This window comes from Halopenitus salinus (genome assembly GCF_055397165.1).
Genome location: NZ_AP043853.1, coordinates 2,280,970 through 2,307,006, shown reverse-complemented (window position 1 = coordinate 2,307,006; position 26,037 = coordinate 2,280,970). Strand labels below are relative to the sequence as shown.

General features: G+C 52.6%; 23 protein-coding genes and 2 pseudogenes. 16 read left to right on the top strand and 9 right to left on the bottom strand.

Going from position 1 to position 26,037, the window contains the following annotated elements; genetic code table 11:
• Positions 1-8 precede the first annotated feature (8 nt).
• The gene (locus ACZ5YD_RS13345; protein ID WP_379743784.1) at positions 9-152 is read left to right on the top strand and encodes a hypothetical protein; all 144 of its coding nucleotides are present in this window, start codon (positions 9-11) and stop codon (positions 150-152) included.
• 30 nt (positions 153-182) lie between these two features.
• Here ACZ5YD_RS13345 and ACZ5YD_RS13340 read toward each other — a convergent pair whose 3' ends face one another.
• Complete coding sequence (locus ACZ5YD_RS13340) at positions 183-593, bottom strand: zinc-ribbon domain-containing protein (RefSeq protein WP_379743788.1); 411 nt, start codon at positions 591-593, stop codon at positions 183-185.
• A gap of 165 nt (positions 594-758) precedes the next feature.
• Between ACZ5YD_RS13340 and ACZ5YD_RS13335 the strand changes: the two genes are divergently transcribed.
• The 10 genes from ACZ5YD_RS13335 (at position 759) to ACZ5YD_RS13290 (ending at position 8,664) form a co-directional block, all read left to right on the top strand.
• Complete coding sequence (locus ACZ5YD_RS13335; RefSeq protein WP_379743791.1) at positions 759-2,399, top strand: hypothetical protein; 1,641 nt, start codon at positions 759-761, stop codon at positions 2,397-2,399.
• Positions 2,365-2,727 (top strand): helicase-related protein, encoded by a 363-nt coding sequence (locus tag ACZ5YD_RS13330; protein ID WP_379743794.1) that lies wholly within the window; start codon positions 2,365-2,367, stop codon positions 2,725-2,727. The genes ACZ5YD_RS13335 and ACZ5YD_RS13330 overlap by 35 nt, the downstream gene beginning before the upstream one ends.
• Positions 2,728-2,785: 58 nt before the next feature.
• Positions 2,786-2,983, top strand: coding sequence for a hypothetical protein (locus ACZ5YD_RS13325; RefSeq protein ID WP_379743797.1), 198 nt, complete (start codon positions 2,786-2,788; stop codon positions 2,981-2,983).
• Positions 2,983-3,453: a PIN domain-containing protein gene (locus ACZ5YD_RS13320; protein ID WP_379743800.1), complete on the top strand. Its 471-nt coding sequence runs from the start codon at positions 2,983-2,985 to the stop codon at positions 3,451-3,453. The genes ACZ5YD_RS13325 and ACZ5YD_RS13320 overlap by 1 nt, the downstream gene beginning before the upstream one ends.
• Before the next feature lie 311 nt (positions 3,454-3,764).
• Positions 3,765-4,142 (top strand): hypothetical protein, encoded by a 378-nt coding sequence (locus ACZ5YD_RS13315; RefSeq protein WP_379743803.1) that lies wholly within the window; start codon positions 3,765-3,767, stop codon positions 4,140-4,142.
• 252 nt (positions 4,143-4,394) lie between these two features.
• Complete coding sequence (locus ACZ5YD_RS13310; protein WP_379743805.1) at positions 4,395-4,751, top strand: hypothetical protein; 357 nt, start codon at positions 4,395-4,397, stop codon at positions 4,749-4,751.
• Positions 4,752-4,951: 200 nt separating this feature from the next.
• Positions 4,952-6,892 carry a hypothetical protein gene (locus ACZ5YD_RS13305; RefSeq protein ID WP_379743808.1) on the top strand — a complete coding sequence of 647 codons (1,941 nt, stop codon included), beginning with the start codon at positions 4,952-4,954 and terminating at the stop codon, positions 6,890-6,892.
• 197 nt (positions 6,893-7,089) lie between these two features.
• Positions 7,090-7,716 carry a hypothetical protein gene (locus tag ACZ5YD_RS13300; protein WP_379743811.1) on the top strand — a complete coding sequence of 209 codons (627 nt, stop codon included), beginning with the start codon at positions 7,090-7,092 and terminating at the stop codon, positions 7,714-7,716.
• 497 nt (positions 7,717-8,213) lie between these two features.
• A complete protein-coding gene (locus tag ACZ5YD_RS13295; RefSeq protein ID WP_379743814.1) occupies positions 8,214-8,444 on the top strand; it encodes a hypothetical protein in 231 nt (76 codons plus the stop codon).
• On the top strand, positions 8,434-8,664 hold the full coding sequence (locus ACZ5YD_RS13290; protein WP_379743817.1) for a hypothetical protein: 231 nt from the start codon (positions 8,434-8,436) through the stop codon (positions 8,662-8,664). The genes ACZ5YD_RS13295 and ACZ5YD_RS13290 overlap by 11 nt, the downstream gene beginning before the upstream one ends.
• A 335-nt stretch (positions 8,665-8,999) precedes the next feature.
• Here the strand turns inward: ACZ5YD_RS13290 and ACZ5YD_RS13285 are convergent, their stop codons facing one another.
• The gene (locus tag ACZ5YD_RS13285) at positions 9,000-10,085 is read right to left on the bottom strand and encodes a tyrosine-type recombinase/integrase (RefSeq protein WP_379743820.1); all 1,086 of its coding nucleotides are present in this window, start codon (positions 10,083-10,085) and stop codon (positions 9,000-9,002) included.
• A gap of 441 nt (positions 10,086-10,526) precedes the next feature.
• Here ACZ5YD_RS13285 and ACZ5YD_RS13280 point away from each other — a divergent pair, with 441 nt between their 5' ends.
• Together ACZ5YD_RS13280 and ACZ5YD_RS13275 are read left to right on the top strand one after the other, a co-directional pair.
• The gene (locus ACZ5YD_RS13280; protein WP_379743823.1) at positions 10,527-10,892 is read left to right on the top strand and encodes a hypothetical protein; all 366 of its coding nucleotides are present in this window, start codon (positions 10,527-10,529) and stop codon (positions 10,890-10,892) included.
• A 188-nt stretch (positions 10,893-11,080) separates the two neighbouring features.
• Entirely contained in the window at positions 11,081-12,103 is a 1,023-nt protein-coding gene (locus ACZ5YD_RS13275) for a DUF7961 domain-containing protein (protein ID WP_379743826.1), read from the top strand.
• 274 nt (positions 12,104-12,377) lie between these two features.
• Here ACZ5YD_RS13275 and ACZ5YD_RS13270 read toward each other — a convergent pair whose 3' ends face one another.
• From ACZ5YD_RS13270 to ACZ5YD_RS13245, 6 genes and pseudogenes are all read right to left on the bottom strand, one after another.
• Entirely contained in the window at positions 12,378-12,647 is a 270-nt protein-coding gene (locus tag ACZ5YD_RS13270) for a type II toxin-antitoxin system HicB family antitoxin (RefSeq protein WP_379743829.1), read from the bottom strand.
• Between the two features lie 328 nt (positions 12,648-12,975).
• The gene (locus tag ACZ5YD_RS13265; RefSeq protein WP_379743832.1) at positions 12,976-13,419 is read right to left on the bottom strand and encodes a toxin-antitoxin system TumE family protein; all 444 of its coding nucleotides are present in this window, start codon (positions 13,417-13,419) and stop codon (positions 12,976-12,978) included.
• Positions 13,416-13,991, bottom strand: coding sequence for a DUF7342 family protein (locus ACZ5YD_RS13260; RefSeq protein ID WP_379743835.1), 576 nt, complete (start codon positions 13,989-13,991; stop codon positions 13,416-13,418). The genes ACZ5YD_RS13265 and ACZ5YD_RS13260 overlap by 4 nt, the downstream gene beginning before the upstream one ends.
• A gap of 512 nt (positions 13,992-14,503) precedes the next feature.
• Positions 14,504-14,944: an HNH endonuclease gene (locus ACZ5YD_RS13255; RefSeq protein ID WP_379743838.1), complete on the bottom strand. Its 441-nt coding sequence runs from the start codon at positions 14,942-14,944 to the stop codon at positions 14,504-14,506.
• An 86-nt stretch (positions 14,945-15,030) separates the two neighbouring features.
• A complete protein-coding gene (locus ACZ5YD_RS13250; protein ID WP_379743841.1) occupies positions 15,031-15,285 on the bottom strand; it encodes a hypothetical protein in 255 nt (84 codons plus the stop codon).
• 87 nt (positions 15,286-15,372) lie between these two features.
• A pseudogene (locus tag ACZ5YD_RS13245) lies at positions 15,373-15,459 on the bottom strand (adenine-specific DNA methylase); the annotation flags it as partial.
• Positions 15,460-15,586: 127 nt separating this feature from the next.
• On the opposite strand from ACZ5YD_RS13245, the pseudogene ACZ5YD_RS13240 reads away from it, so the two are divergent.
• Together ACZ5YD_RS13240 and ACZ5YD_RS13235 are read left to right on the top strand one after the other, a co-directional pair.
• A pseudogene (locus tag ACZ5YD_RS13240) lies at positions 15,587-16,067 on the top strand (IS6 family transposase); the annotation flags it as partial.
• A 43-nt stretch (positions 16,068-16,110) separates the two neighbouring features.
• Positions 16,111-19,938, top strand: a complete 3,828-nt coding sequence (locus ACZ5YD_RS13235) for a helicase-related protein (protein WP_379743843.1) — start codon at positions 16,111-16,113, stop codon at positions 19,936-19,938.
• On the opposite strand, the gene ACZ5YD_RS13230 is transcribed toward ACZ5YD_RS13235, so the two are convergent.
• Positions 19,939-22,089: an Eco57I restriction-modification methylase domain-containing protein gene (locus tag ACZ5YD_RS13230; protein WP_379801108.1), complete on the bottom strand. Its 2,151-nt coding sequence runs from the start codon at positions 22,087-22,089 to the stop codon at positions 19,939-19,941.
• Between the two features lie 314 nt (positions 22,090-22,403).
• Here ACZ5YD_RS13230 and ACZ5YD_RS13225 point away from each other — a divergent pair, with 314 nt between their 5' ends.
• Positions 22,404-26,036 (top strand): Eco57I restriction-modification methylase domain-containing protein, encoded by a 3,633-nt coding sequence (locus ACZ5YD_RS13225; protein WP_379801106.1) that lies wholly within the window; start codon positions 22,404-22,406, stop codon positions 26,034-26,036.
• Position 26,037 lies beyond the last annotated feature (1 nt).

The window sequence follows — 26,037 nt, the reverse complement described above, 5'->3', positions numbered from 1 at the left end:
ACGAACTCGTGGTTGATGTCGACGACCTCAAGGACGCCCGCGTGTTCCTCGGCCGCGCGCTAGTCGAGCTCCCGGAGGACGTCCCCGGACGGGCTGCCGCCGAGGATACCCAGCTGATTCTCGAGGAGGTGCTCGATAAGCGCCCAGACTGAGCGATAGGATGAGGCAGGTGAGAAGCCGCCCTAGATAAGCAAGAGGAATCCGATGAGGATCCCGGCGAAGAACGCTAGTATCAGGAAGTTCCCGTACCACCGGAAGATCAAGAACGTCCCTTTCATGGCGGGGTTGTCTCGGGCATCCCGCGAGAGGTACTCGAGCGTTCCGTGACCTCTGACGAGATGGAGGATCGCCTCGGGTAGCGCGACCAGGAAGAAGACGTACGGAAACACGACGACGCCGAACACACCGAGCACAGCGCCGATATAGAACATCGACTCCCGGGACGTGTTGCTCGATCGATCAGCCTCTCGCTCGAGATCGACGTCAGAGCCGGCGACCTGCGTCTCCCCGATGTCGTCAAGCGATGTCCCGCATTCCGAACAGTACTGCGCTATGTCGGTCACGGCCGTCCCGCACGCGGGGCACTTGGGCATACGGTCATGAGCGGACTGTCAGATACTAAAGGTTCGGCCGGCTGTTTCTCTCTTCGCGACATCAAGTGGATGAGGCGGCTAGCCCCGGATGTGATTTCGTTCGTCTTGAGGATGGTGTATTTGAGGACTTATATTGAAGTACTGGTGGTATAATTATCTCTAGATATGAGACTCGAAGATCTTGTCGATCAAAACTGGCACCGGTTTGAGCGTGATCGGTTCATAAAGGCTGATACAAAACTCCAGGTTGGCGATTTCGACCCAGAGGAGTTCAAACATGATGGATTCGACAATCGAGAGGCCTATCTCGAGACACACGTCCCTGCGCTCGTATCCGAGACACGTGTCCGGGAGGAGCTGAACAACTTCACACCACCCCGTGTCGGCGAGATCAATGATTCGGCTTATCAAGCACTCACTATCCGATACGGTATCCTCCGGCAACTGATCCAGCAGTCCGACTACAGCATGGAGAAGGACGAGCTTCTGGATGAGGTTCAGGCCTGGCAGCGCGACTTGATTTCGTCATATGATGATGAATCATTCGCAGAGTCCGACGATCTACTTCACCTCTCGAAAGCAGCGGTCGATTACAAAGACCAGATCGATGACTCGGAGCTTCATATGGTGTATAGCTACTTTGAGCTACACAACCGCTCCTGTGAACACAAACGCGATTACTTCACGTGGCTCGACTTCTTCCAGCGGCTTTCTGCAATCGGACGATTTCCCAAAGTCTCCCGGTCAGAGAACCCCGAACACGCACTGAAGACGATCGAGAAAGGGCTCTGGTCGCTCCAAGAGCAGGCACTCGTATATGAAGTCAGCCCTGATGACGGCGGTGAACTCGTCGGCATCCCAGATGATTACATCGATTACGTTCAGGACTGGCTATACTATGAGATGTCTGAGTCGAACTTTCAGCGGATGCTGGATACACTCGATGTTTTCGACCGGCAACAGGTTCTCATCGACGCTCGTGAGGTGTTTGATGTCACCGGAAAGAACTATGGTAAGAACGCGAACCGTCGCGAAAACATCGTCAAATCGGGTGTCTACCCCAGCGAGTTGCTGAAAGAAGTGGTCCCGAAAGACGACCTGAAAGCGATCGTGGACGAGTACGGCTTGGATGCTCACAAGCGAAGGACTGACGAGATGGTGTCGGCGATTATCGAGTACTTCGAGCAGTCCCAGAAGACGGTTGACGATGACGATCCCGCCGTTGAGTTGTACTTAGATACCTACGAAAAGATCGCCGATGGGTCGGTGACCGAGATACCACCGCAGATCCAGGATCTCGTTGACGCAGACAACCCTCGTGAGAAGATGGATATTCTCTTCGAGGACGCCACAGCCGAGATCTTTAGCGAGGTGTTCAACCTCGAGGGGACGAACCAACTCGGTCAGCATTCGAGTGGTGTCGTCGCCGACGGTGAAATCGAACAAGATGAGGAGTGGTTGCTGTGGGACAACAAACGTCGACGTCAGAAATTTCGGCTCGGGAGCAGCACTCGAAGCAAAATAAAAAATTACATCGACACGAAAAGCCAGCAGCACGATGTCGAGTGGTTCCTGATCATCGCGCCTGATTTCACTGAAAAAGCGGAATCGGATGCGTTACAACTGGAGATGCAGGTTGGAACCCATATCAGGTTAGTCCGAGCACGCGATTTCCAAGAGCTAGCAACGCTCTGGAAAGAAGACTACGCACAGGAAGACCGAGAATTACCCTTGTCAGTGTTCCGAGGATCGGACGCGTTCGACGTGGAACATGCGGAGAAGCTCCTCGATACACAGTTCTCGTAACCTATGCACCGAGACGAGCCACGCCGATCGCGAGGAACTATACGAGCAGTTCCGAGAGGGAGCCCTTGAGGCGCTGATCATCTCCCGCGTCGGTGACGAGGGGATCGACCTGCCCGACGCGGAGGTGGCCATCCTCGCGTCAACGATGTGCTCCTCGAGGTCACAGACTGGCCAACGTGCGGGTCGGACGATGCGGCCGTTCGGCGACTCGCAGGTGTACTTGCTGCTGACGAAGGGGTCCGGCGAGGAGGACTGGGGTCGTGAGTCAACGCAGTATCTCGCCGAAAAGGGCATCGACATCACGAAACGAGAGGTTGGGAGTGTCTGACGATGGCGAGTGACATCTCAGCCCCATACTTAATTACTCTGGGGGCGTAGCATCGTGTATGACTGAATCGGCTGCCAACCAGATCGCGGATTCACTCTCATCCGAGGTCGACCTCGAGGAGACGCTTGAGGAGCTTGACGAGCTTGAAGAGGAAGCTGGATGGAGTCCGATCGACTTTCGAGAACCTGACGAGCGATCGTCAGACACCTCCACTAAGTCACGGGATCCGGAAGACGAGTTGCTCGATCGCAGTTAATGGATCTTTTCGATTCGAATATCTGGCTACACGGGTGTCTCTTCCGGGATTCTGAACCAGCAGACCTTGTCAATGAGGCTGCACGTGGTGAGCGAGATGTCTATGTCTCGGCCTACATCTTTAATGAGGTGATAAGCCGATTAGAGAATCCGAAGTCACGATACGAACCAGATCATATCGAGCGCGCAAAGCAACTGTTCACACAAATTGCTGTCCACTCCCCGTCTGTTGATATGCCGTCGCAGTCGAGTGTAGAGCGAATGGACCATCGGCAAGAAGCGATCGCACCTTCAAACTCGTTTCTCGGAGAATTGTTAGACATTCAGGCGAAGGACGCCCCGGTACTCGTTGCTGCGTGGGGACTAAATCGCCACATCGACCTCTACACGTGCGACCGAGCGTTTGCAGCGTGTGACCTTTCCAAATACGGTATCGACTATATCCCGATCTACCACGTTGAGCCACCCTAGATCATCGCTCAATTCGGCTGTCGATCGGCAGCAGCACCCGTCCCCACAGCTCGTTGAGCGGGGTCGGCACGGGTATCGAGTACTCGATGAGCGTGTTGTCGAGGACACTTCGTAGCGTCAGTCGTCATCCCTAATACCGGGATATTTAGACCTCGCTTGTCATTCGTGTTGTCGACGTGCTACCTCAACAACTGCTTTACATCCTCACTGGCGCTTTGTTTAGTGCAATCTCGACATACGTGCTGAGTACTCACCGCGAGTACAGGCAGTCGAGACGGACGCGACGCGCGCTTTACGGTGAGATGGAGTCGATGGAAGAACTCTTGAAATCGCTTGCGGAGGAAGAAAACGATATACGGTCAGTTCGAATACAGATTGAAGATCAAGTATCGACGAAGATGTACGATCAACACCTCCCGTATCTTGGTCGGTTAACTGATGACGAGATCGGCCATGTTATGGCATTCTATCGGCAGATGAGCTACATTCTCGACTCACACCAGACTTATAATCAAGCACGGGAAGCAGACACTCCAGATAATCGAGACGAACGAAAAAGGCAGAGTAGAGAGGAATGGTTTTCATCATATAATATCAGCCTCTCCGCAGAAAATGCACTTTCCAACCTACAAGACGCTCGAAATGTAAAGGAGGATGTCAATTTCTTTCGGTACGTAGTTGGTAGCTGAAACCACCGGTCTACCGGCCATCCGCAATCCATAGTCCAGCCGATCTCTATTACCTTAAGGGGCGAGAGATCATCGAGAAGTAGAACCGTGACGACGAAATGTGGGTCAACCTGAATGTCGACGGGTTCATCGAGGTCCGCAAGACAGCTGCTCAACGAAAGAAGACCGAGCATCTGATGAATGAGCTGTAGGGTTACTTGACACCTATTGGATCACCCATCACTCATGTTCTGGGGGCGATAGTATTGACATATGAGCGGAGATGAGGTCGATGTATACGGTGTGCTGGATGTGAATGACGAAAATGAGGTTCTTGCTCCGGACTGGTTCACTACCGATGGGGACTGGTTGGTTGTAACGCCGAACTCGACACATCAGGCGGGAGCGAGTGATCTCAACGTTCCAAGATCAAACGATATAGAAGAGGTAGGTCCATTCCCGATTTCCTTATCCGATTGGGAGGGGGTTGGGTTAGCACCGCCTGATCGAGAACATCTGATGCGTGTGAAGAACGAGGTTAAAGAAAAACTCCCTCCAGACAAGATTCTGATTGAAGTAAATGGAGAGCGACGGTTCTATCGAGTTCCTCGTGAAGATCCGCTCGGTTGAGAGAGTGACGATTGCGACCGACAATGCTCAACCGACGCTGTTTTTACACACAGATCAGGAGGAAAGATACAGCCCGTCGACAACATCCACCCACACCACTCTCACCACCACATCACCACTCACCACCGTCGCCGCCGGGCTGTGCTTTTCTAGTTCATTTCGACAAAGAGACTATATGATCACCAACTGTGAGTTCATTTATGCTCCTCCATTTTGTCGCAGATGACAGGTATGGGTATTATTTCCCAGATGAATCGGAATTTGACGAAACTTGGCAAGCAGCACAGAATAATCCCGAGAAAGAGTTCCATATCATGGCGAGCCTCCGGTCGGTGTTTGGTTGGATAGACGTAGCAGAAGATTTTGGCGATTCACCTGATGAACAGATCCGGGAATTGGTAGAGAATTCAAGTACCGGAAGTAGAGCCCTAGTTGCGGCCGGGGCCGCTGTTGAGTGGGATAAGAGAGACGAACAGGGATATAATAGCCGGGAAGCGTATAACAATGGACGAGCTGCAATCGCATTGCTAGATCTAGAGTATGAATATGCTCTGCGCCAAGGATGGCATTCTGTTGCAATTTTTTGTCTCCAAGCTATCGTAGAATTTGAGAGTCAAATCGATTCTGCAGGCCGATTAGAGGTTGAAAGGGCCGTTGAACTAATCGATAGGGTCACCGCTACGTCAGATATTCACCTAGGTAATTTACGTCGCTTGCTTCAGTTACTATTGGACAACGAATTTCTTCTCTCCCCGGATTCCCCTCCCGAAAAAAGGACATTTGGTCTGTGTGTGCAAGTGGTAAATGAATTGTCTGACAAAGAGCAATATTTCCAGGAACGCCAGGTGCTTAGCCATACTATGGAGTTAGCTGATGTGCTTAATATTCCCACCCAAGATCTTAAAGAACGCTATGTTGAGACCTATCGACTAAGCGCAGATCTTCAATCAGAAAGAGGGGCTGGTCTTGAAGCTAACGAGCTTGCAGAGGCCTTAGAGGACGAGGCTGTACGTGAATATCTATCTGATGACGAAATGCGGGAGTTGAAACAAAGGTTGCGATCCGCAATCAAATCTGCATCTCGTGAATTAAAACGAGAAGGTGCGGTCGTCGATTCACCCCGTCAGCGATACCTGCACCAAGATAGTGTAATCAAATTTGTTCGACAATTCAATCAGATCAAGTATGTATATAATACAGATGCAGCATTATTCTGGTTGTTAACTCGGGACGAACTTGTACCAGCGTTTCGGGAGGGTGGAGATACTTATGGTCTTCATAACGCACTCTCGAAAACTATGTATTCACTACAGGGACACTATATTGAGTTTGACCCCAAGGAGGCAGATCTTCCAGCAAGATACTCCATTGAGGCCCGAATTGCGACGTCAACTCTAATCGGTGTACTTGACAAGTTAATCTATGAAGGCGACCTAATGGAGGTAGACATTTACAGATTTATAAACTCGATACCGGATCTTGATTCTGACAATTTGAGTTATCTAACTCGGATTGTCACAAATGTATTCGAAGAAAACCATATGGAGGCTATTCATATTGGAGGTACTCAGATAGAGGCGGTACTATACAACCTTCTCCGTGAGAAAGGTGAAGATGTGGATGCTCTTATGGACGAAGGGACGGGGACTCGTACGCTCGGTAGCCTTATCCCGAGACTAAAAGGATATGTCGACGAGGATTTTCTGGAGTATATTCGATATATGTATAATGAACCCATTGGACAGCAATTTGGCGGAAATATCCGAAATAGGGTCGCACACGGGCTACTACGTTCGGGCGAAAATAATAGGTTGATCTCGTTCATCATTTTGAGCGATATACTCCGAGTACTCGCCCGTGTGAATCGTACTACACATCACGCTAAATATGGCATCCCTGAAACATTGCTAGTCCCAAAACTAGGCAGGTACATATTCCCAGTAGTCATCCGACCATATAGTTGGTCACGACTACCCGAACAGGAGAAATTCCTGAGATACGTGAATGGCGGACGAAATCTTCAGGAGATCTCGGAGTACTTCCAGATACCACACCAATTAGCGTTGGTTCGTGTACGTCTCTCCGAAGCTGAAGGGAGTGTCAGCTTTGATGAAGAATCAACGACAGTAGAACGTATCTAACTGCGGTCGAGACGTCCACACCTACCGGTCCCTCGGGTGTGACTCCGACAGCTAGATGGATCCACCTTCTGAAAGCAGAGAGTTCCACGCGGAACGAGTCATTCCCAAGGAGCATCATATCGAGGATCTCGGGACAGTCGACATCGATTGAACAACGCTGCATAGGGATTTATTCGCAAAGGATGATATGCTGAGTTATGGTCGATTCATACCTCGTACGTTCCCTGAAGCGTGTTCATGATCAAGCAGCTGAAATGCTGGAGGTGAAAGAACCTACCTCTTCAGAGACGGTAGCTGAACAGTTTAATCAGATTCTCGAGGACTTCCTGGATGAATATCCAGATAACGAACGTATACATCAAATTGATCCGGTAGAAGGGACAAGGGCATCACTACGGCGTGTGCAGACAGTTGAGGCTGCAAATGAGGATATTCGGAAAATCAAACTCCAAACAGAGCAAATTGCAGATATATTCGATTTAGATGTTGCTGATTTTGAACAGATCGATGAAGTCACAGAGATGCGCCCGATCATTATCCAGCAAAATACCGATGTAACTCAGGAAACAGAGGTCACACAATCACAGGCATACACTCAAATCATCAGTCAAGTTGACGATGCAATGCTTGAAGATGAGGAGGCAGAGGATTTGAAAGACCTAATTCGTGAATTCAAGAATGAAATCGAAGATGCGAACACAGATGAGTCTCGTCTTCGCGACCTCGTTGGGCGAGCAAAACAGTATGGTGCTGGTATCGGAACACAGGTTGGTGCGAAGCTGACTATGGAAGGACTGCAGGCTGGTTATGACCTCATTCCATGATGTACGATGGCGACGTCGACGATTTTGAGGCCGCCCACGTATTCCTCGTGAGGATCCGCTCGGTTGAATCACCTTGAACCTGGGTCAGACCGTGACCATCTTGGCAATATGTTTATATCATGTTCGTCCTTGTTATTGTATGTCAAGCGATAACGATCGGGGGTGGAATATCGTTAATGGTGTTCCGCGATCTGCGATAGTCACATGGCTTCTTGGTAATAGTAAAGATGGTCAGCTAGGAGTTGGTGACCTGATTCTACTAGTCACGATCGGGATAGTGATTGGTTCTATCACCGGTGTTATCTAATTGATTCAGCTATTCTGGAGTGGTCACTGATCGGTGTCCTTTTTATCACCTACAAAGGAACAAAACTCGCAGCCGGCCGGTGACTTTCCACATCACCACAAACTACCACACCACTCACCAGGTTCGGTCGGCTGCTTCTCTCTTCGCGACGTCACGAAGACCTATCCACGTTGCTCACGAACGAGCGCGTATGTCCGAGGAGCCACGCCAGTCTCGCGAGCGGCCATCCAAGAAGTTCGTTCGGAGCGTCGTCAAGCACAACCGTGGGTCGCCGGCGACGTCGATCAGCGTGATCGCGACGCATGGCTACTACGACGGGTCGCAGGTTGCGGACGTCCTAGAGGAGCTCGTCGACGAAGGCGAGATCGTCGAGCGAGACGGGAAGTACTGGGTGGCTGAAGACGTCGACGATGCCGAGTGACGACGTCGACGCGATCGTGGAGCTGGTTGCCGAGCATCCTGGATGCACAACTGACGAACTCGTGGACGTCGTCGACGAGAAGGAGGTTGCTTCGGAGCAAGCACGCGAGTTACTTGAGATCGCCCTGAGACACAACCGTGTTCTCGAAGCGGACTCGAAGTACTGGGCAATCCGAAAAGGGGAGTACGCGTTTCAGGAGTACGACCATCCAGAACCGTAGAGGTTCAGTACCGGTGTACTGAGTGATGAAAGATGTTTGTGTCCCTCGGTCGGCTTCACGGACACATCGACGCGAAGCATCACGGATTCGGGGCGTTCAACCTGATCCCAAACCCCTTCGCAATCGGGGACTTTTCCCACAGTATGGAGATGATCGATGTACATTTGCTCCTGATAGGGCATAAATGCAGTTTTAGATAAACTGTTGGATACACTCTCTGTCTCGGTCACACCCTTTCTGACCGAGGTTGAGTAAGTGACAAACACACTGCTGAATAGATCCTCTGTATTCAGTACGCCTCTCCTGTCAATTCCAGAAGATTTCAACAGAGTCAATCAGTCCTTATTCTCGTCCACAGGTCGACCGCCGTCCGTCATCGCGTACTGAGAAAGGTTTGCTTCGAGCGCTTCCCGTCTCCGACGCGACTTCCGTTCCTCCGTCCGCTGGTCGTAGTGCTTGTCCAGAACGGGCACGGAGACGTCGACGCGGTCACTGAGCAGTTCCTTCGGAAGGCCGGCGTCGAGTTGCGACATGATTGCCCACTTCCGGAGCGGATGTGTACTGAACGAGGAGGGACAACTGGCAGCCTCGGCGTTCTGGACTGCATCGCAGTCGTCGATCTCCCGGTCGTGGGGACACTCCGGTGCGTACTCGCACGGTCGACTCAGCTTGTAGAAATCCCGCCGAATGGTCGTCGTCGAGACACGCCCGTTCGTCGTCGTGAAGAGTGGTTCGCGATCGAACGTATCGGTACCGTCGTTGCGGTTGTGACCGATGTAGGCCTCGAGCAGGTCCACCAGCTCCGGCGGGATGTTGATGATTCGCTCCCCGTCCGCGCCGTTCTTCAGCGGCGTCCCGTACACGTCCGACGATTCGGGGCGATGCTGGAGGTGGATGACCGCCTCCGTTGTCTCTATATCGTGGAGGTCGATCGCTCGAAGCGCCCCGAGGCGGATGCCGACCTCGGCCACGAGTTCGAACTGGGCGTGACGGCGAGAGGCGTATTCGAAGCGGTGATAGAACGATCGAATGGCTTCGACGGCTTTGTCCTCGGGGACGTCGGTTCGGACTTCCTCGTTGGGCGGCACGTTGGGCAGTGGGACGCGGTCGGCCAAATCCTCCTCGACGGCGTCGATCGTCTCACAGAACCGGAGGAAGCGTTGGATAACCGCGAGCGTCCCGTTCAGACTAACCGTCTTGATGTCGGTCTCCGACTTTCGCCAGGTCTTGAACGCCACGAGATCCCGACCACCGAGGTCATTCAAATCGGCAAGGTCCGCTTCTTCCGTCCAGTCGTGGAAGATGTTGAGCGCGGAGCGATGCGTGTACCGGGTCGCCTTCCGGAGTTCGTCGCGACGGTGATCGAGATACCAGTCGATCGCGTCCTCCGGTGTGATTGGTTCCAGTTCTCTACCGGCCATCATCCGTCTCAATCTCTCCCTAGTATAAATACGGTCCAATTAATTGGGATTGGTGAAATTGTCAGAATTGGTGGCTGGGTAGAATAATTGGTGAACTGGCTTCCGGAAATTCGACTTCTCCGACAGAATGCTTGCTTCAGCTCCCGTCTCCGCATTCAGGCGCGTGAGTGGTGTCCCACTATTCGATAGCTAACTTGCTAACCAGGTCGTGACCTGGTGCTGTGTCGTCCCGGCGCGTCACGACTTTGGTTGTTGAAGTGATCTCGGGTACCCAGCCCTTGGTAATCCTGGATTATCGTCCAATGGCAATTTCGCGACATGGACGTTAGCAATCTCGGGATACGGACGTTGGCAATTTCGGGATACGGACGTTGGCAACTTCGGGATACGGGCATTGGCAATTTCGGTATTCAGATATTAGCAATTCCGGGATTGCTGGTGATGGCAAACGGCGGACTGCTACTGTCGGCAGTCCCTGATTATATAGGGACTCGGATTGGAATCCACGACGTGCATCGAGACTTGGAGTTGCGAATCAGGGGCCATCTCTACGAGATCGCGGCGGTAAACGATGAGGTGCTCGGCTCCCGTCAGGGATTTCCGGCATCGGAGACGGGCTATCGAAAGACGTTACAGAGTGTTACCGACGTCGCAGGACCTGATCTGATGGACGAGGTGGCGGCCTCGATCAAAGAACACATCCGGACACACGAGGAGCGTCCCGCGAACCAAGCCGTCCGGAAGGACGCACGGAAGCTCGTCTCGAAGGCCGGGTATCCCCCTGACGACTACCTCAACGCGGCGTAGGTCCGGGGGGAACACGCATCAGCAAGGGGGAGGCCGCCGGCCGACGCATCGGCGTCGCCGACCGGTCCGGGGAGAATCACGCAACAGCAGGGGGGTCGTCGACGATCGGGATTGTAACACCGCACGGAGTTCCGTTACCGACGGTTCCATACTGAAGCTATTTCTAGACGCTGGCTGATACGCAAGCCATGTATCGGTTCACCCCGGACGAGATCGATCACGAACGAGCCCACCACCAGGCGGTCATTCAGGGAGCCGACGACCTGGACGTCAAGCGGATCGGCAACCTCGGTGAACTCGCCTTCGAGCAGTTCTGTCGCGAGTATCTCCCCGTCGAGATGTGGGAGTGGAAGAATGAGGAGGCGATCCGGCGATGTAACCCCGAGAGCTTTGCCGGGCACGACTTCGAGGTGTTCGGGTACTCGATCGACGTGAAGTCGTCCCGAGACGTCTCCGCCTTTCTCCCCGAGTCCCTTGTCGATCGGGACCCCGACGACGACATCGTCGTGATGGTCTGGCACCGGGACAACGAGGACAGTCTGATGCTGCTCGGGTGGGAACGCCTCGAGACGTTGACGTCGAAGGTCGAAACCGAGGCCGCCTTTTCGGGCGACTCCCCGGAGAAACTCGACCACCTCGCGGCTCGACCGATGAACGAGCTGCTCGACCTCGGCCCCAACACCGCACACATGAACCAGAAGCCGGAGAACCCGTTCTCACCGGGGGATCGGGTAGTGAAGGACGGCGACGCGGAACCATCGGTAGGGATCGTCGTCGAGGTACTCCCGCCGGAACAGAACACCGGGGCGTTCGGACACGAAATGGACGGCGAAGCGGTGCGAGTCGCGTTCCCGAGTACGCTCGACGAGGGACCTGGTGCATGGCGTGACTACCACCCCGCGATCCTCGCGTCGTACTGCGATGACCAGGACGTCAAGCTCTGGACGTACAAACACGAGAACCTCGCGTTCGCGGAGAATCCATACGTTCCGGGCGATCAGGTGATCAAGACCAGCCATAGTGATCCGGACACGGCGGTCGTCGTCGAAGGCTTCGAGGAGCGCAGCGATGGCAACGTAACAGTCGCATTCTTAGGTGACTTCGAGGAGGAGGATGTCTCGCCGGGGGAGCTTACGAAGCACTGTGAGGCGAACGGGATCAAGTGCTACACGTACGAGTATTCGGAACTAGATTTCTTAACACAAGACTGATCCAGCTGCTGTAACGTACTGTTTACTCTAGCGAGATGTTCTGTTTTAGATTTCGACATACCTTACGCAGGTCAGACTGCTTGAACAGGGTAGAGGGACTTATTTGAACACTCTCCCAAGTACCACCAGTAGCCTTTTGCGAATCGGCAGGTGAGATCTGGTATGAGTCTCACCTCGGACGACTTCGAGGAGTACGTTTCCTCGGATCCTGACGATGACGAGCGTTGATGAGAACCTTCACGACCTCGTGTCCCGAAAAGGTCCGTCTCCCCATTTATTTGAGCACGTCCGGGGGTTCTTCATCGCCCGTCGTGTTGTCCGCCGGATCGATCCCCAACTCCTCGAGCTCCTCATCCGTCGGTTCGTGCCCGATCTCTCCGCGATGGAGTGCGACCGCTTCATCGAGGTTCTCGAGCGCAGCGTCGCGGGACTCTCCTTGGGTTGTCACACCTGTCTCGACGTCCTTGGCGATCCACCAGTCATCCTCCTGCCAGAGGCGGATCTCGTCCTCGTGTGCGGTCCCGTCCCGTGTCGACGTTGCCATGTTTGCACTGCATACGTGCTGAAAGAGGAATAAGCGTTTGGCCACCGGGACTGTTCGCGGGCGTCTGTAGCCACGTATTTGCCTTTCATCCGTGATCGGTATGCAAGAGATGACCGGAATCGTGATCCTCCCCGCTGGTCGGGACGACGCCTTTGCGGACTACGAACAGTACATCCAAGTTGGACACCCGATCGACGACATCGAGTCCTTCCTCAATGACGAGATTGTACTGTCCGGGTATCTGTCCGGGGATTGGCATTATACAGACAACAGGTATCTGGGGTCAAAAAGGGATACGTTCGGGCGCTCGAACACTGCGACGGATATTCTACTCGCCCCAAAAGGCACGCTGTCGGGTTTCGATCTCCGAAATCACCATCGAGAGCACATCGCGCCAATCAGCTGGATGTGACGTGTCATCACCAGGCGTCGGTGCATCGGGCCCCGGATGAACGTGGTCACGGGCGTTATGGCTGGATGGGTGTCTGTCCCATCTGTGATCGAACTCACCGGTCTCGTCTTCCTCGTGGTAATGAAGCGAGAAGTCCCCGTTCTCGAACCAGACGACCTCCAAGCGAGCAGCACGAACTCGTTCCGGGTAGAATCGTTGATCGTACACACACACCAGACGATCCGGCGCAAACGCCGGTTGCTCATCGATTCGCTCGAAGCGATCATCAGCCGAGAAACGCTCTCGGATCGCGTCGATCCGGTCGAAATCGATCGGCGCACCGCAAAGAAGGTCAGACGAGTTTTCGTCGCCGCCACTCATACTGCAGATTGTAGATCAGCGCCGTCACCGGATTTGGTCGTGAGGGCTCGTTCGAGCAGCGCCACCCGACGACGCGCTGTTTGCCACGCGGAGAGACGCTCCCAGACATCCTCGATGGATCGATCGGTCTCGCTCGCATATCGCGCAAGCGAGATCTCGTCCGGCGATTCGACGTCGAATTCGCTCTCCAGTTTCGCTGCGCGCTCCGACTCCGTCTTCAGAAGGTCGAGAAGCTCTTCAGTGGCGTACTCCTGCCGGAGTTTCTGGACCCGTCGCCAATTCAGGTACTCCTGATTCCGTTCGTAGGTGGCTGGTGAGTCCGTGACCTGTGTCACGATTCCCATTCGTTCGAACCAGTCCAAGTACTCGCGTGCGGCATCGACACCGTGTCCCGCGATTTCGGCGACGTCGTTCGCCGTCGCTGGACTGTGGAGTGCGAGGACGGCGTCGAAGAAATCGTCCCGCGTTCGATCACCGCGCACCAACTCCTCCGGGGGAGTCAAGGCCTCGAAGTCCGGTGCCTCAGGACGCTCATCGGCATCGGCCGCCAACTCCTCGCGCGGTTCTTCCATACGCTGTTTTTCGACCTGAGACGGGATAAATCTTCTCCACGCGTAATAATCCGTACCACTCACAGACACCGACGGGTAAACGTCGTCGGGGGTGTGACTCGCTCCAAGAGCGTTTCTCCATCAACCATCCAAGGTTCCATGTCACGGGGCAACCGATCAATTATCGAGCGTTGAGGTGCTGCGTGGAGCCTGTGTGACCATGTCCCGGAAGCCCGGCGGCACAAGCCAATAGGCGTCGAAGACGGACGTGGGCTCAGGAAACGCACCTGATTTCTCACGCTCGGATCGCCGAGACCGGTCGCTCGTCAGTCACGCAGCCCGTTCTCACCGATCCGATCGATCACGGCGCACTGCCGGCGTCGACGGTGACGACTCGATCGGAGTTTTGACCCATTCGAACGCGTCCTCGTCGCCGCAGACGAACGTCCGGTTGGCAGCGTCGTGTGCACCGTCAAGTCGAGGCGTCTCGATGTCGGTGACGGCACACACCGACAGGCAGCTACCGATCCCGTTCAGAACTCGGAGAGGCTTCGTTGAGACGCAGTGTCGGCAAAATCCGCATCAAGAAACATCTCTGAGTCGGCTTTCGTAATGGGTTTTATAGTGAGTTCATCCGGCCCGGTCTGAATAAGTCGTGTATTGACTGCCTCGCGAGTCTCCTCCGAGAGCAACAGCTCCTCCAAATCTGATATCTCAAGGGCACCGAGTTGGTAATCCAACGATCGGGGCTCAAGTTCAGAGTGACACGTTCGACACAGGGAAACGAGATTCACCGGAAGGTGAGCATCGAATCGGTCGGGCACGTGCGAATCTGGAATGAGGTGATGGACACTCAGTCGTTCCTCGCCTTCCGGCGTCCCGCATCGACGACATCGACCGGCGTCCCTATTCCGGACCGTAAGCGCGATCTGTTCGAATCGGTCGTTTCGGTCTTGGTGAGCTGTATTGGACATATCGGTCGGTACTATCGGTCGGGTTGGAGGGATTGCTGTGACGACACCGCGATCGAGGGCTGATTCCCGTCGATCGCCGGAGCGAATCAGTCCATCTCATCCGACGAACCGTTGTTGACACCGCGACGGGTGATGATCGGATCCGTGACTGATCGATCGCAGCGCGTGAACCGGACAAACCGTCTCGGATCTCGGTTTGCCCGCGCCGTGTACATCTCGAACGCCTCCTCCCACTCTACATTGAGGGCGACACCCCGACGACGTGCTCGTCGTGCACGCGCTGCAGTCTCGGATGGGGCAGCGAGATCGCGGTCAAATCGGTCGGGCAGTTCGGTGCTCATACGCAGCTGTCTACCTGTACACCCCCAACTGACTCAATTGTTTCGGGCGTAACCGGCTACAAAGACTCGGCGAATGCGGACCGACGCTCAGTAGCTGGTGATGTCGCGATCTCCGAGCACTCGCGTGTACGTGTCGTCGCCGGTCACGTCGGCGAGTTCGCGAAGGTCGTCGTCTGAGACAGTGGTGTCAAACTCATCAAAATCAAACTCAGTCTTTGCGTCGGAGGCCGACATTAATGACGGCTTTCGCGCCCGATGACATGAAAGTGTGTGTGCGTATCTACACAGCCGCCGGAAACGTGGTGTCGAGCGGTCGCGCAAGGCAATCCACGAATTGGATACAGAAGGCCGATCTACAGCCCACGGACGGTCGAAGCCCGAATCACGTTGCGATTCACGAGACCGTGATTCGATTCAATGATCAGCAATTCTGGCTGTACGCTGCAGCTGATCCTGAGACGAACGATCTGCTGCATCTCCGATTATTTTCGACGACAACGACCGCATTAACCGAGATCTTTCTCCGAGAACTTCACCAGAAACACGATATTGACTCCGCCGTATTTCGCGTCGATGTCGCTCAACACCTCCAAACTGCGCTTGCCAGAGCTGGGCTCCGATTTCAGACAGAACGCCATGGGAATCGGAATGCCATCGAACGAACCTTTCGAGAACTCAAACGCCGAACATCGTCCTTCTCGAACTGTTTTAGCCATGTTGAGCCTCAAACCGCCGAAAATTGGCTCCAAGCATTTGCTGCCTGGCTCAATGCTCCAAACTAAACACGACCGTTTCGTCCCCCTCAAATACTAAGTTAACAGCAACATGAGTGCCAGTAACAGAATGCTTTCCCTCCCCCCTCTAGTCGACAATTCCGATAGAACACTCGAAGATATTTATAATAAAATCATTCCTCAGATTGAGGAAGCGCGTATCGCGACAGGGTACTTCTATCTCTCCGGTTTTGATTTGTATCGCGACGATCTCAAACAACTTGCCGATCCCGAAGAACTCGGACACGCCCCAATTCGCATTCTCATGGGACGCCAAACGAATCAGAGTACAGCGGACGAAATCGGGGAGGGGCAAAGCCTGCGAGCTGACCTAGAGCAGGGGGTGGAAGAGAGTATCGAGGGGCTCAACAACGCTCAACTGGACCGACTGGACCGGCTCCGGGACTTCATAGCCGAAAACAAGGTCAGTGTCCGTGTGCGCAATCCCAAAAACGGTTACTTCCACGCGAAGGGCGCATCGTTCCGCGCTCCACAAGACGATGCTGACTGGGAAGACGACGATACCGATACGCGACCATGTGCGACTGTTGTGGGGTCCTCGAATTTCACCGCGAGTGGGCACCGGAACAATATCGAGCTAAACCTTACGAGTCAAGATCGCCCCGAAGCAGAGGCGTTCGAATACTGGTACGACAATCAGTGGGCCAACGCGGAGGACTTCAGCGAAGAACTCATCCGAATTATCGAGAACAGCGAGAAGTACCAAGACTGGCAGGACCAACAAGAAGACGACTCGGATGATGACGATGCGCCCGATGACTTGGGGACTTACATCGAGCCCTTCGAGTTGTACAAGCTGCTGGCGTACGACGAACTAAGCGGCAACGTCAACATCCGCGATAGCCCGCTCTACTACTTCCAGACACTGGGATACGAAAGCGCGAAGGAGAAGCTCAGCCAGTTTAATGGCTGTATCATCTCTGACTCCGTCGGCCTCGGGAAATCTTTCATCGGCGGGGAGCTCCTCCACGACTACCGCCAACGGGGTGACCACTGTCTGCTCATTGTGCCGGCGAATCTAACCGAACAGTGGGAAGACCTCCTTCAAGACGATACTGACGAAGACGGAAATCCGTATTTCGGTCTCGAAGTCGATGGGACGCACTTAGATGTGATGAGCATCAGCAAGTTTCAGAATCTCACCTATGGGGAAGTTCAGGACTTGAAGGACACGTTTGATGTCCTCCTTATCGACGAAGCCCACCGATTCCGGAACCACGGGAAGTGGCGACCTAACCCAGAGGACGACGACGATTACAAGGGCACACGCCGGCACGCCAACCTACGCGAACTCCGGGGGAAGACTATGATTATGTTGACGGCAACGCCGATCAACAATTCAGCGACGGATTTAGAGAATCTTATCAGCCTCTTCACGAGCGCCGAAGAAATCCGCAACAAGTCCTCCCTGGATTTCGGCGCATTCGAGGAGTACATCGAACTCTCCGAGACGCGGAAGAAAATCGCCGCCGGAAAAGAAGACGCCAGTGAGGCCACGCAACAAGAACTCACGGAGCAGCTCCAGCGCCACTCCGAGGAGATTTCGAAGATCTTGAATGAGGTGATGGTTCTCCGGACGCGAAAGCACGTCAAGGACCAAATTCAGGACGAAGAAGACTTCGAGATGAGCTTCAAACCCCCCACGCTCAGCAAGGAGCAATACTCCCTCCCGGCGGCATACCAGCCCGTCTATCAGATGCTTCCGGACGTGATGGACGCACTTCACTTGCCACACATTACGGTGAAGAATCCGAACGCAGGGGGGACACTCAAAGCGCTATACAAACTGAATTTACTCAAGCGGCTGGAGTCCTCAACGTACGCGTTCGTCCAATCGATCGAGACACTCCACCAGAGCGAACGCCAACTCCTCGGCTTACTCGATGGCCTCCCAGAAGACGAGGACATCGACATGCTACGGACCGTACAGAACGGAGACACGCCGGAGACAATCGATGACTTCATCGAAGGAGAGGACGCTGCCGAAGATCTTGAACAGACACTCGAGGAGTTTGGATTCGACACAACCGCCGTGCGTGCGGATGATGCTGGCGAAACCGACAGTCCGGACGAATTAGCTGATGCGACGATTGGTGAGGTCAAGACCTACATTCGAGAGGACCTAACGCTCTTAGCGTACTTCCTCTCGCAGTTCATCGGTGACGTTGCCCGTGACGCCGGTGGCGTGAACGATCACGCTGTGTCGACGCGACAGTGGCTTCACGACCACAATGCGGGCGTCCTCCCGACTGTCCCGGAGGACGAAGTCAATCCGATCCTATACCCGCGAAGTGACCTCAGCGACATCGACGACGCAACGCGGGAGTTCTACGAAACGGTCTTCTCACTGCGGGAGTTCCGCGACCCGAAAATCGACCGCCTTGCGGATGTGCTGAATGGCTACGATCATGAGAAGGTACTCATCTTCACGCAGTACCGCGCAACGGCGGACTACGTTTATCGGACGCTGCGAGATAGTCCCGATGCACCACTCACGGAGGCAAACAGTGCGGTCGTGAAGGGTGGCGACGAAAACAAACAAGATGTCATTCAGCGCTTCGCCCCTGAGGCCTCTGGCTATCAGCAAACACTATCTGAGTCAGGGGAATCAGAACTCCAGTACGTCGTGGCAACTGACACCCTTAGCGAAGGGGTCAACCTACAGGACGTATCGGTCCAGGTCTCGTATGACCTGCCGTGGAATCCGATGCGAATCGTCCAGCGCGTAGGACGTATCGATCGGATCGGGAGTACCGAGGAGAAGTACGTCCACAACTTCTACCCGGACGGGGATATCGAAGCGGCGATTAAGCTGCTAAAGCGGCTCCAAGCGAAAATTAACGACATCGCACTCATCGTCGGGAAGGAGAACAATATCCTCGACCCGAACGAAGACCAGCTTTTGGAGCAAACCGGCGTTGATACCGAGAAGACGATTGGGGAGCTACAGGTGGACGAAATCGAGGACTCACTCCAGAAATCGCGGGAAGTTGAGGACGTTAATGAACTCGATGACACGAGTAAGAATCCGCTGCTCCGGAATGCTGGCAGTAACGAACACGCGGCGTACGAGCGGTATTTGCTGAAGAAGGAATTGAACGAAGATTTCGGCCTCTCAGAAGACGACTTTGAGTACGCCGCAGACTACTTTGAGGAGTCCCCGGAGGAACGCGAACGTCTATACACGAACGTTACGGACCATGATTCAGGACCACGCCCGGGTGTGTTCGGGCTTGCGCACCTCTGGTTCGATGATGACGACCACGAATCACCACTGGGGCGTGTACGACGGGCCTTCTACTACAAGCCATTCACCGACGACGTGAAGGAACGACCAGTCAGCACGCTCAAGATTGATCCTTCAGTTAGTGGTAAGCCGATCACAGGGGACGCGGAGAATGTGATGTCGAATCGTGAGGCGATTCAAGATGTTCTGAATAGTCGTCTGGAGACGATTCGGGAGGGCCAAACAGAACAGATATTCAAGCAGGGTAATAGCATCTCGCCGGAACAAGAGACGATTCTGAATTTCATCGACCAGCATCTCCAACCAAAATACGCCGGGAGGTCTGCTCCGGTGGACGAGTACGAAACACTCGAAGAATGGGCTGACGACCTTGGGGAGCGCCTTGAAGCGGTGAAGCTGGCGAACACTGGCGAGGATCGGATTCTCCGGGATACGTTCCGGTATAACGATCAGTATGACTCGTTCCCAGATTGGCCGCCTGAGGAATTCCTAGAAGCGCTAGAAGACTTCCTAAAAGAGAACGTAGAGGGGTCGACGGAGTACCAAGCGAAACTTGTAGGCGAAAGCGATGTTCAGGCACAGTTGATGTGCTGGGGTGTGGTAGGCCGCTAATTACGAGAGCGGACCGTTCTCTGTAAGTTGTTCGTATTTCTTCTGGACCTGGTCAAAGTACTCTTCCGTCATCAGTCGTGGGTTAGAAACCTGGTAGAAATCGTCTAGGATGAACTCCATATCCTCATGTTCTAGATCATAGGCGTGGAACGCCGCAGCGTCAAGTTCTACGCGAATGCGCTTTCGAGCTTCCTGATCGGTTATCGGGTTGAGTCCGCCAAGACGCTCCCGCATTTCTTCGAACTTATCACCATAACAGTTGAGTCTCGCGGCCCGCTCGGAAATATACTCAAACCAGTCGTCACCTTTGGTCAGCCGAGGAATCTGGGACTCATTGAACTTGTACGTAACAACGGTCGTGTCGATTTTGGTCCGCATAATGAAGTCAAACGGAATACTATTCAGCAGACCAAGAGCCACGAACAGCTCCCAGCCAGTGAATGCCTTATTATAGGCTCCGTGGAGTGGGGATTCTTGGAGATCCTCTTCGGTAGGGGAAATTTCGTAAGGACGAACCGTGATTAGTTTGTCGTGACAGATAACATCCTTCGGAACTACAGACGCAATCATCGTCCGCTCATTCGTTGAGTTTGTGATGTTCCGGAAGACTATCCGATATTCCGACGAATCAAGCAGGATATCATCCATAGACAACGGTTCACCTCGGTACTGCTCTAATAGGTCATTCACGAACTGTTTCTGGGATTTACTCGTTTGCTTACCACCAAACTCAGTATAAATCGCCTTTTTAAGATTCCCACTATTGAATGCGCGTTCACGGGCACGATGTTTGGCACTCTTGTCGGGCGCATCGTCTTCTGCCAGGCTCCAATATTCAGCTGGTTCCGCTGACCCGGGTATCTCACTATTGTAAATAAACTGGTGAATGTTCCGACCACCGTAGACTGGATACTCACCCTGTTCAAAGAACCGGTCGGCATCGCGGGCACTATGGATCTCTCGATGCGGATGGATGCGCCATGTACCTTCCACGTCATCTTGAATTGATGGATGGTCTAGCAGCTTCGTGAGGACATCCACCTCCTGCTGGCTCGACACGAATGGGAAAATCCGTGCTTCGGGGGAGTACTCTTCGAGAACCTCGCGGGGAATTTTCGCAGTCTCCTGTTCAAGGTTTTGGAGGATAGATAGGTCATGCTGCTCAAAGATGCCCTTTAGATTTTCAGTGTATCCATCCTGCTTGAATGTCACTACCGCGAAATTGTACCGATCGTCAATCCCGTCGAAGATACCCTTATTTTCGAATCCGACAAGTGACGTAATTGTGGATTCGTTGAGCATCTTCATCCGCATATCCTTCGAGAAAGACCCGTTGAAGATGACCCCTGGAAGAACCTGAGCTATGTATCCGTCTGCCTTGACGAGGTCGAATACTCTCTCTACGAACAGTCCAGCGATGTTATTCTCATTCGGATCCTTTCGGCCGGCAACCTTCGGTGTCTGGAGTTGGTATTTCGGACCATCCGTGAAGTACCTCATCTGTACCTCTATGTTTTCTTGGTACTCTTCCCACTGTTGAGCTACTTCGTCATCCTCCAACAGCTCACTCTGAATCTCATCTTTCTCAGAGGGACGCCGAGTTCGGAACCGTTCGTCGTACTTTGGGAAGAAATCGTCTCGACTTGGCCGTATCTGATCCCATGGAGGGTTTCCGATTACCACATCAAACCCTTCTTGTGCGAAGACATTGGCGAACTCCAACGGCCAATGGAGCGGTTCCCATTCACGTATTTTACCCACCGTGATTTCGTCCTGCCCTGCGTCTTGGAACTCTCGTCGAAGAATATGGTCAAACTTTCCACGGTGTTCTTCAATCCGTTCTTCCGCTTCCTGACGCCATTTACGCGCCTCTCCGCTGCTTTCAGTATTTTTATGTTTTTGGATTGCTTTTTGAACGTCCTCAAACCGAGCTTTCTGCTCCCAGGAATCAAGATCGCTATCGCCATTATCATCTCCTTCAATCTCGATTTTTGCCTGGCCGAGGAGACTATTCCCCTGTCGAATATTGAAGTCGATGTTCGGGAGGGGTTCCACCTCGTTCGGCTCGTCTTCGATGTCCGCAACCATCGACAGCCACAGTCGTAGCTTACAGATATCAACTGCTCCGTCGTCGATATCGACGCCGTACAAATTATTCAAAATGACTGTACGCTTCGCGTATAGCGATGCCCCACCCTGCCCTTCGGTAAACTTCTCCAGTTCATCGCGGGTACGAGCGTCTAACTCCCAGGCTTTGCCTTCTTGTTCGAGTTCTTGGAAGTACTCAATGCTCTGGAGGACCCAATGATATGCTATAATATACTATTCTACAGTAGAAAACAAATAACACTCTAAGATATTGGGTTCTACTCTCGATTTTTAGTCACACCGGCACGGCCAGTCCAGTCAGAACTAAGGGAAAAGTCACCGACAACATTGATAACAAGACGTGGCTTTGTGGGAATATGACTCTCCAGCAGATCACAGCGGACGATATCGCGAACTGGGTTTCGCTTGGAGATATTGCGGATTCATTCGAGAAACGGGGGCTAGAACGGCGTCCGGATCTAGGCGGAGACAACGAACTTGTGCTCAAACTTGCTGATGATGAGTTCATTCGCTTAGTGAATGCTTCACCTGGAGAAACAGCAACAGACCATACACCGGACAATCGGTCTCAGCACACGAACCTCGTCGCCACGGACAATTTTGAGGAATTCACGTTTCTCACCCGGATGCGGAGTTGGGAAGGGCAGCAACACGGTCGCATCAAACATCAGAAGATGTCCTTTACCAAGGACCAATTCACCCGTGAGGACGGGGAGAAGAACACTATCCTAAAAAAGCTCAACTCTATCGAAAAGGGCTCTTCTACGGCAATCTATGATACGCTGTACGATACACAAAAGGTCGTCAAGGAGTTCTACCAGGAGTTTGAAGCGCTACGGACTGACCTCGTTCAGGAAGTCTCGGGAATCCCCGAGGACCGTGGTGGCGCAAAGCAACGCTACGTACAGGTTATTCTCGACCGGATGATATTCCTGTACTTCATCCAGGAAAAGCGACTCCTCGATCGTAATCCGAATTACCTCCACGAACAGCCAAATGAGGTCGTTGACACAGGTAATGACCGATACGAGAACTTCTATTGCCCGCTGTTCTTTGACTACCTCGCAGAAGACAGTCAGAACCCCGCCTTCGGAAGTCTCCCCTATCTTAACGGTGGGCTATTCGCGAAGAATCCAGTTGAAGAGGAATTCCCAGACGCCAAGCTCGGTGAATCGGCAGGAGAGACAAACGCCCTTTTCGATGATATTCTAAACTTCCTATCGGACTGGAACTGGAACGTAGACGAACGCCTCGATATTGTTGATCCCAAGAATCTCTCCCCGGCGATTCTGGGCCATATCTTCGAGCAGACGGTGAACCAGAAAGAGATGGGCGCGTACTATACGCCCGAAGAAATTACTGGGTTCATGTCTCGCAGGACAATCCACCCGTACCTGCTTGACCAACTCAATGAGGCCGTTGATGCCGACTATGACGAAATTGATGATGTCTTTGGCTTCCCGGCGGCGAAAGCTAGGGGTGGGACCGAAGCCGTAGCGGATGGTGGAGCGATTACTCAGCAAGTTCCGACTGAAAATGTCGAGACGAAGCACGTCGAAACGCTCTATCACGATATTCTGAAAGAGGTGCATGTCCTTGACCCGGCAGTCGGAAGTGGGGCATTCCTTCTCGCCGCCCAAGATGTCCTCGTTGATATCTACCTCCAGAGCATTGAGTACTTCCAAGAACTCGAACAAGAAGGCAAAGCCTGGGAGTTAGACGCTCGTACCCGTGATGAGCTAGAAGAAATTAACGAAGGGCGAGGCGGAGCGTCGCTGTTCGCAAAACGCACAGTGATACTGAACAACTTGTATGGCGTGGATATTGATGAGGGTGCGGTCGAAATTTGTAAACTGCGGCTGTGGCTGTCAATGGTTGCGGACATCGAAGATGAGCCGAGCGAAGTAGAACCTCTCCCAAACATCGACTTCAACATCCGTCAGGGGAACTCGCTCATCGGTTTTACTGAGGTTCAAGAGATCGCCAATGATGAGGGTGATGCGTCTCTGACTAACTATGGTGGTGGGGTGGGTCAGAGTGTCCGAGAAATGTATGACGATGTTATTACTGCTGTAGAACGCCATCGGGATGCTAGATCTACAACTGAGGCGACAAATGCAAGAGATTTAGCGGAGTCGCATATTGAAAGACATAGCCGAAGTCTCAATAAGAAGATTCTAGAACAGTTCCAAACAGCAGGATTAGAAGACGCCACGCTTAGAGAAGTTGAAAACAACCATCCCTTTCACTGGGTGCTGGAATTCGCAACCGTCTATCGGGATGGCGGGTTTGATGTTATCATCGGTAATCCTCCCTGGGAAGTCCTGTCGCCAAATCGTGATGATTACTTCGTAAAATACGATGAGGCATTCCGCACTCGGATGCCCGATAGCAAAGATTCAAAAATGGAGGAACTCCTCCAAGAAGATTCCATAGCAGAGGGGTGGGAGGAGTACAAAGAGGAACTGGAACGGGGGGCAGCATATTTCAATGAGAGTGACGAATACCAACTTCAAACTCCCGAAGTGAACGGAAAACAAGTACAGAATGAAAATGACCTATCAATGCTCTTCTTTGAGCGTGTTTTTGATTTACTAGGTGGTGGAAGTTACACGTCTCTGATACTACCTGGGAACATCTTTAACGGTGCTTCTGCCAAGGACTTGCGCAAGCACGCATTAGACCATACTGAAATCCAAGATATAATCGGATTCGAAAACAAGGGCATATTCAAGGAAATCGACTCTCGATACCGATTCGGAATTATTTCCTTGAGGAATGGGGGGAATACAGAAGAGGTGAGAGGCATATTTGAACAGAACAGCCTTGGCGTTCTTCGGAATGTTGAACAAAACACTTTCCTTATTCCAAGTCGTGTTCTGGATCAATACTCTCCAGAAGCTCGAATTTTTCCAAATATAACCTCTGAAAGAGAGGTGGAGGTACTCAACAAAATCCTATACCATCCACCCGTTTCTGCGGATATTGATAATACCTGGTATGCGTCAATGTATGCTGAAGAGCTACATCGGGCAAAGGAATCTGACTACCTTGTCGAAGAAAAAGACAAAGGCGATTATCCTGTCTTCGAAGGTAAGAATATCTATCAATATTCGTATGATGATACATATGCCGATGACTTGGCTCCAATTTCTCTCTGGAGCGTTAACGAAAATAGACCTGAAAAGAGCGGAAAGCATCGGGTGAGGATGAAAAATTTCCGATCACATAATCCAGATATTAGCATAAAGAAGGCCATCTATCAGAAATTCAATGGAACCGGGTCACAGAAAGGATTCGTAAATAGTCTACTAGAGGAATACGACCGGCCAGAACTATCAAAAGAGGATGTTCTTCTAGATTGTACTGAATACCGTATAGCAATACGTGAAATAGCGAACTCAACAAATGAACGAACGCTGGTCGCGTCAGTCATCCCAAAGGGCGCAATCACAGTTCACACCCTCTCAACAATTCGCCCATACAAAGTAAATCCTACTGAGGAGGATCTAAGCGAATATCCGATGCACGATATTTATGAACGGGTGTTTACTGACCAGGAATTATTCGCTGCTCTCGGGGTCCTCAATAGTATCCCATTTGACTATCTGATGAGGACGAAGGTGGATACTCATATTGTTAAGTATAAATTCGAAGAATCACAGATGCCGCGTCTCACAGACGGAGACAATTGGTTTAATTATATTTCTGATCGGGCTGCAAAACTCAACTGTTATGGTGATCAGTTTAAGGAAATGCGCCAGCGGCTAGGCGATATTCAGCCAGCAACCATTACCAAAGAAAGGCGTCGTATTCAGGCCGAAATTGACGCGGCAGCCATGCACGCCTACAACTTGGACAAAAAAGACGTTCAGTTTATTCTCGATGACTTCCATCGGGTGTCAAATCCTCGGATTATGGACAGGGACTACTTTGAAATGGTCTTTGAAAAATACGATGTGCTCGAACAGAATGGTCCCAAGCCATAAT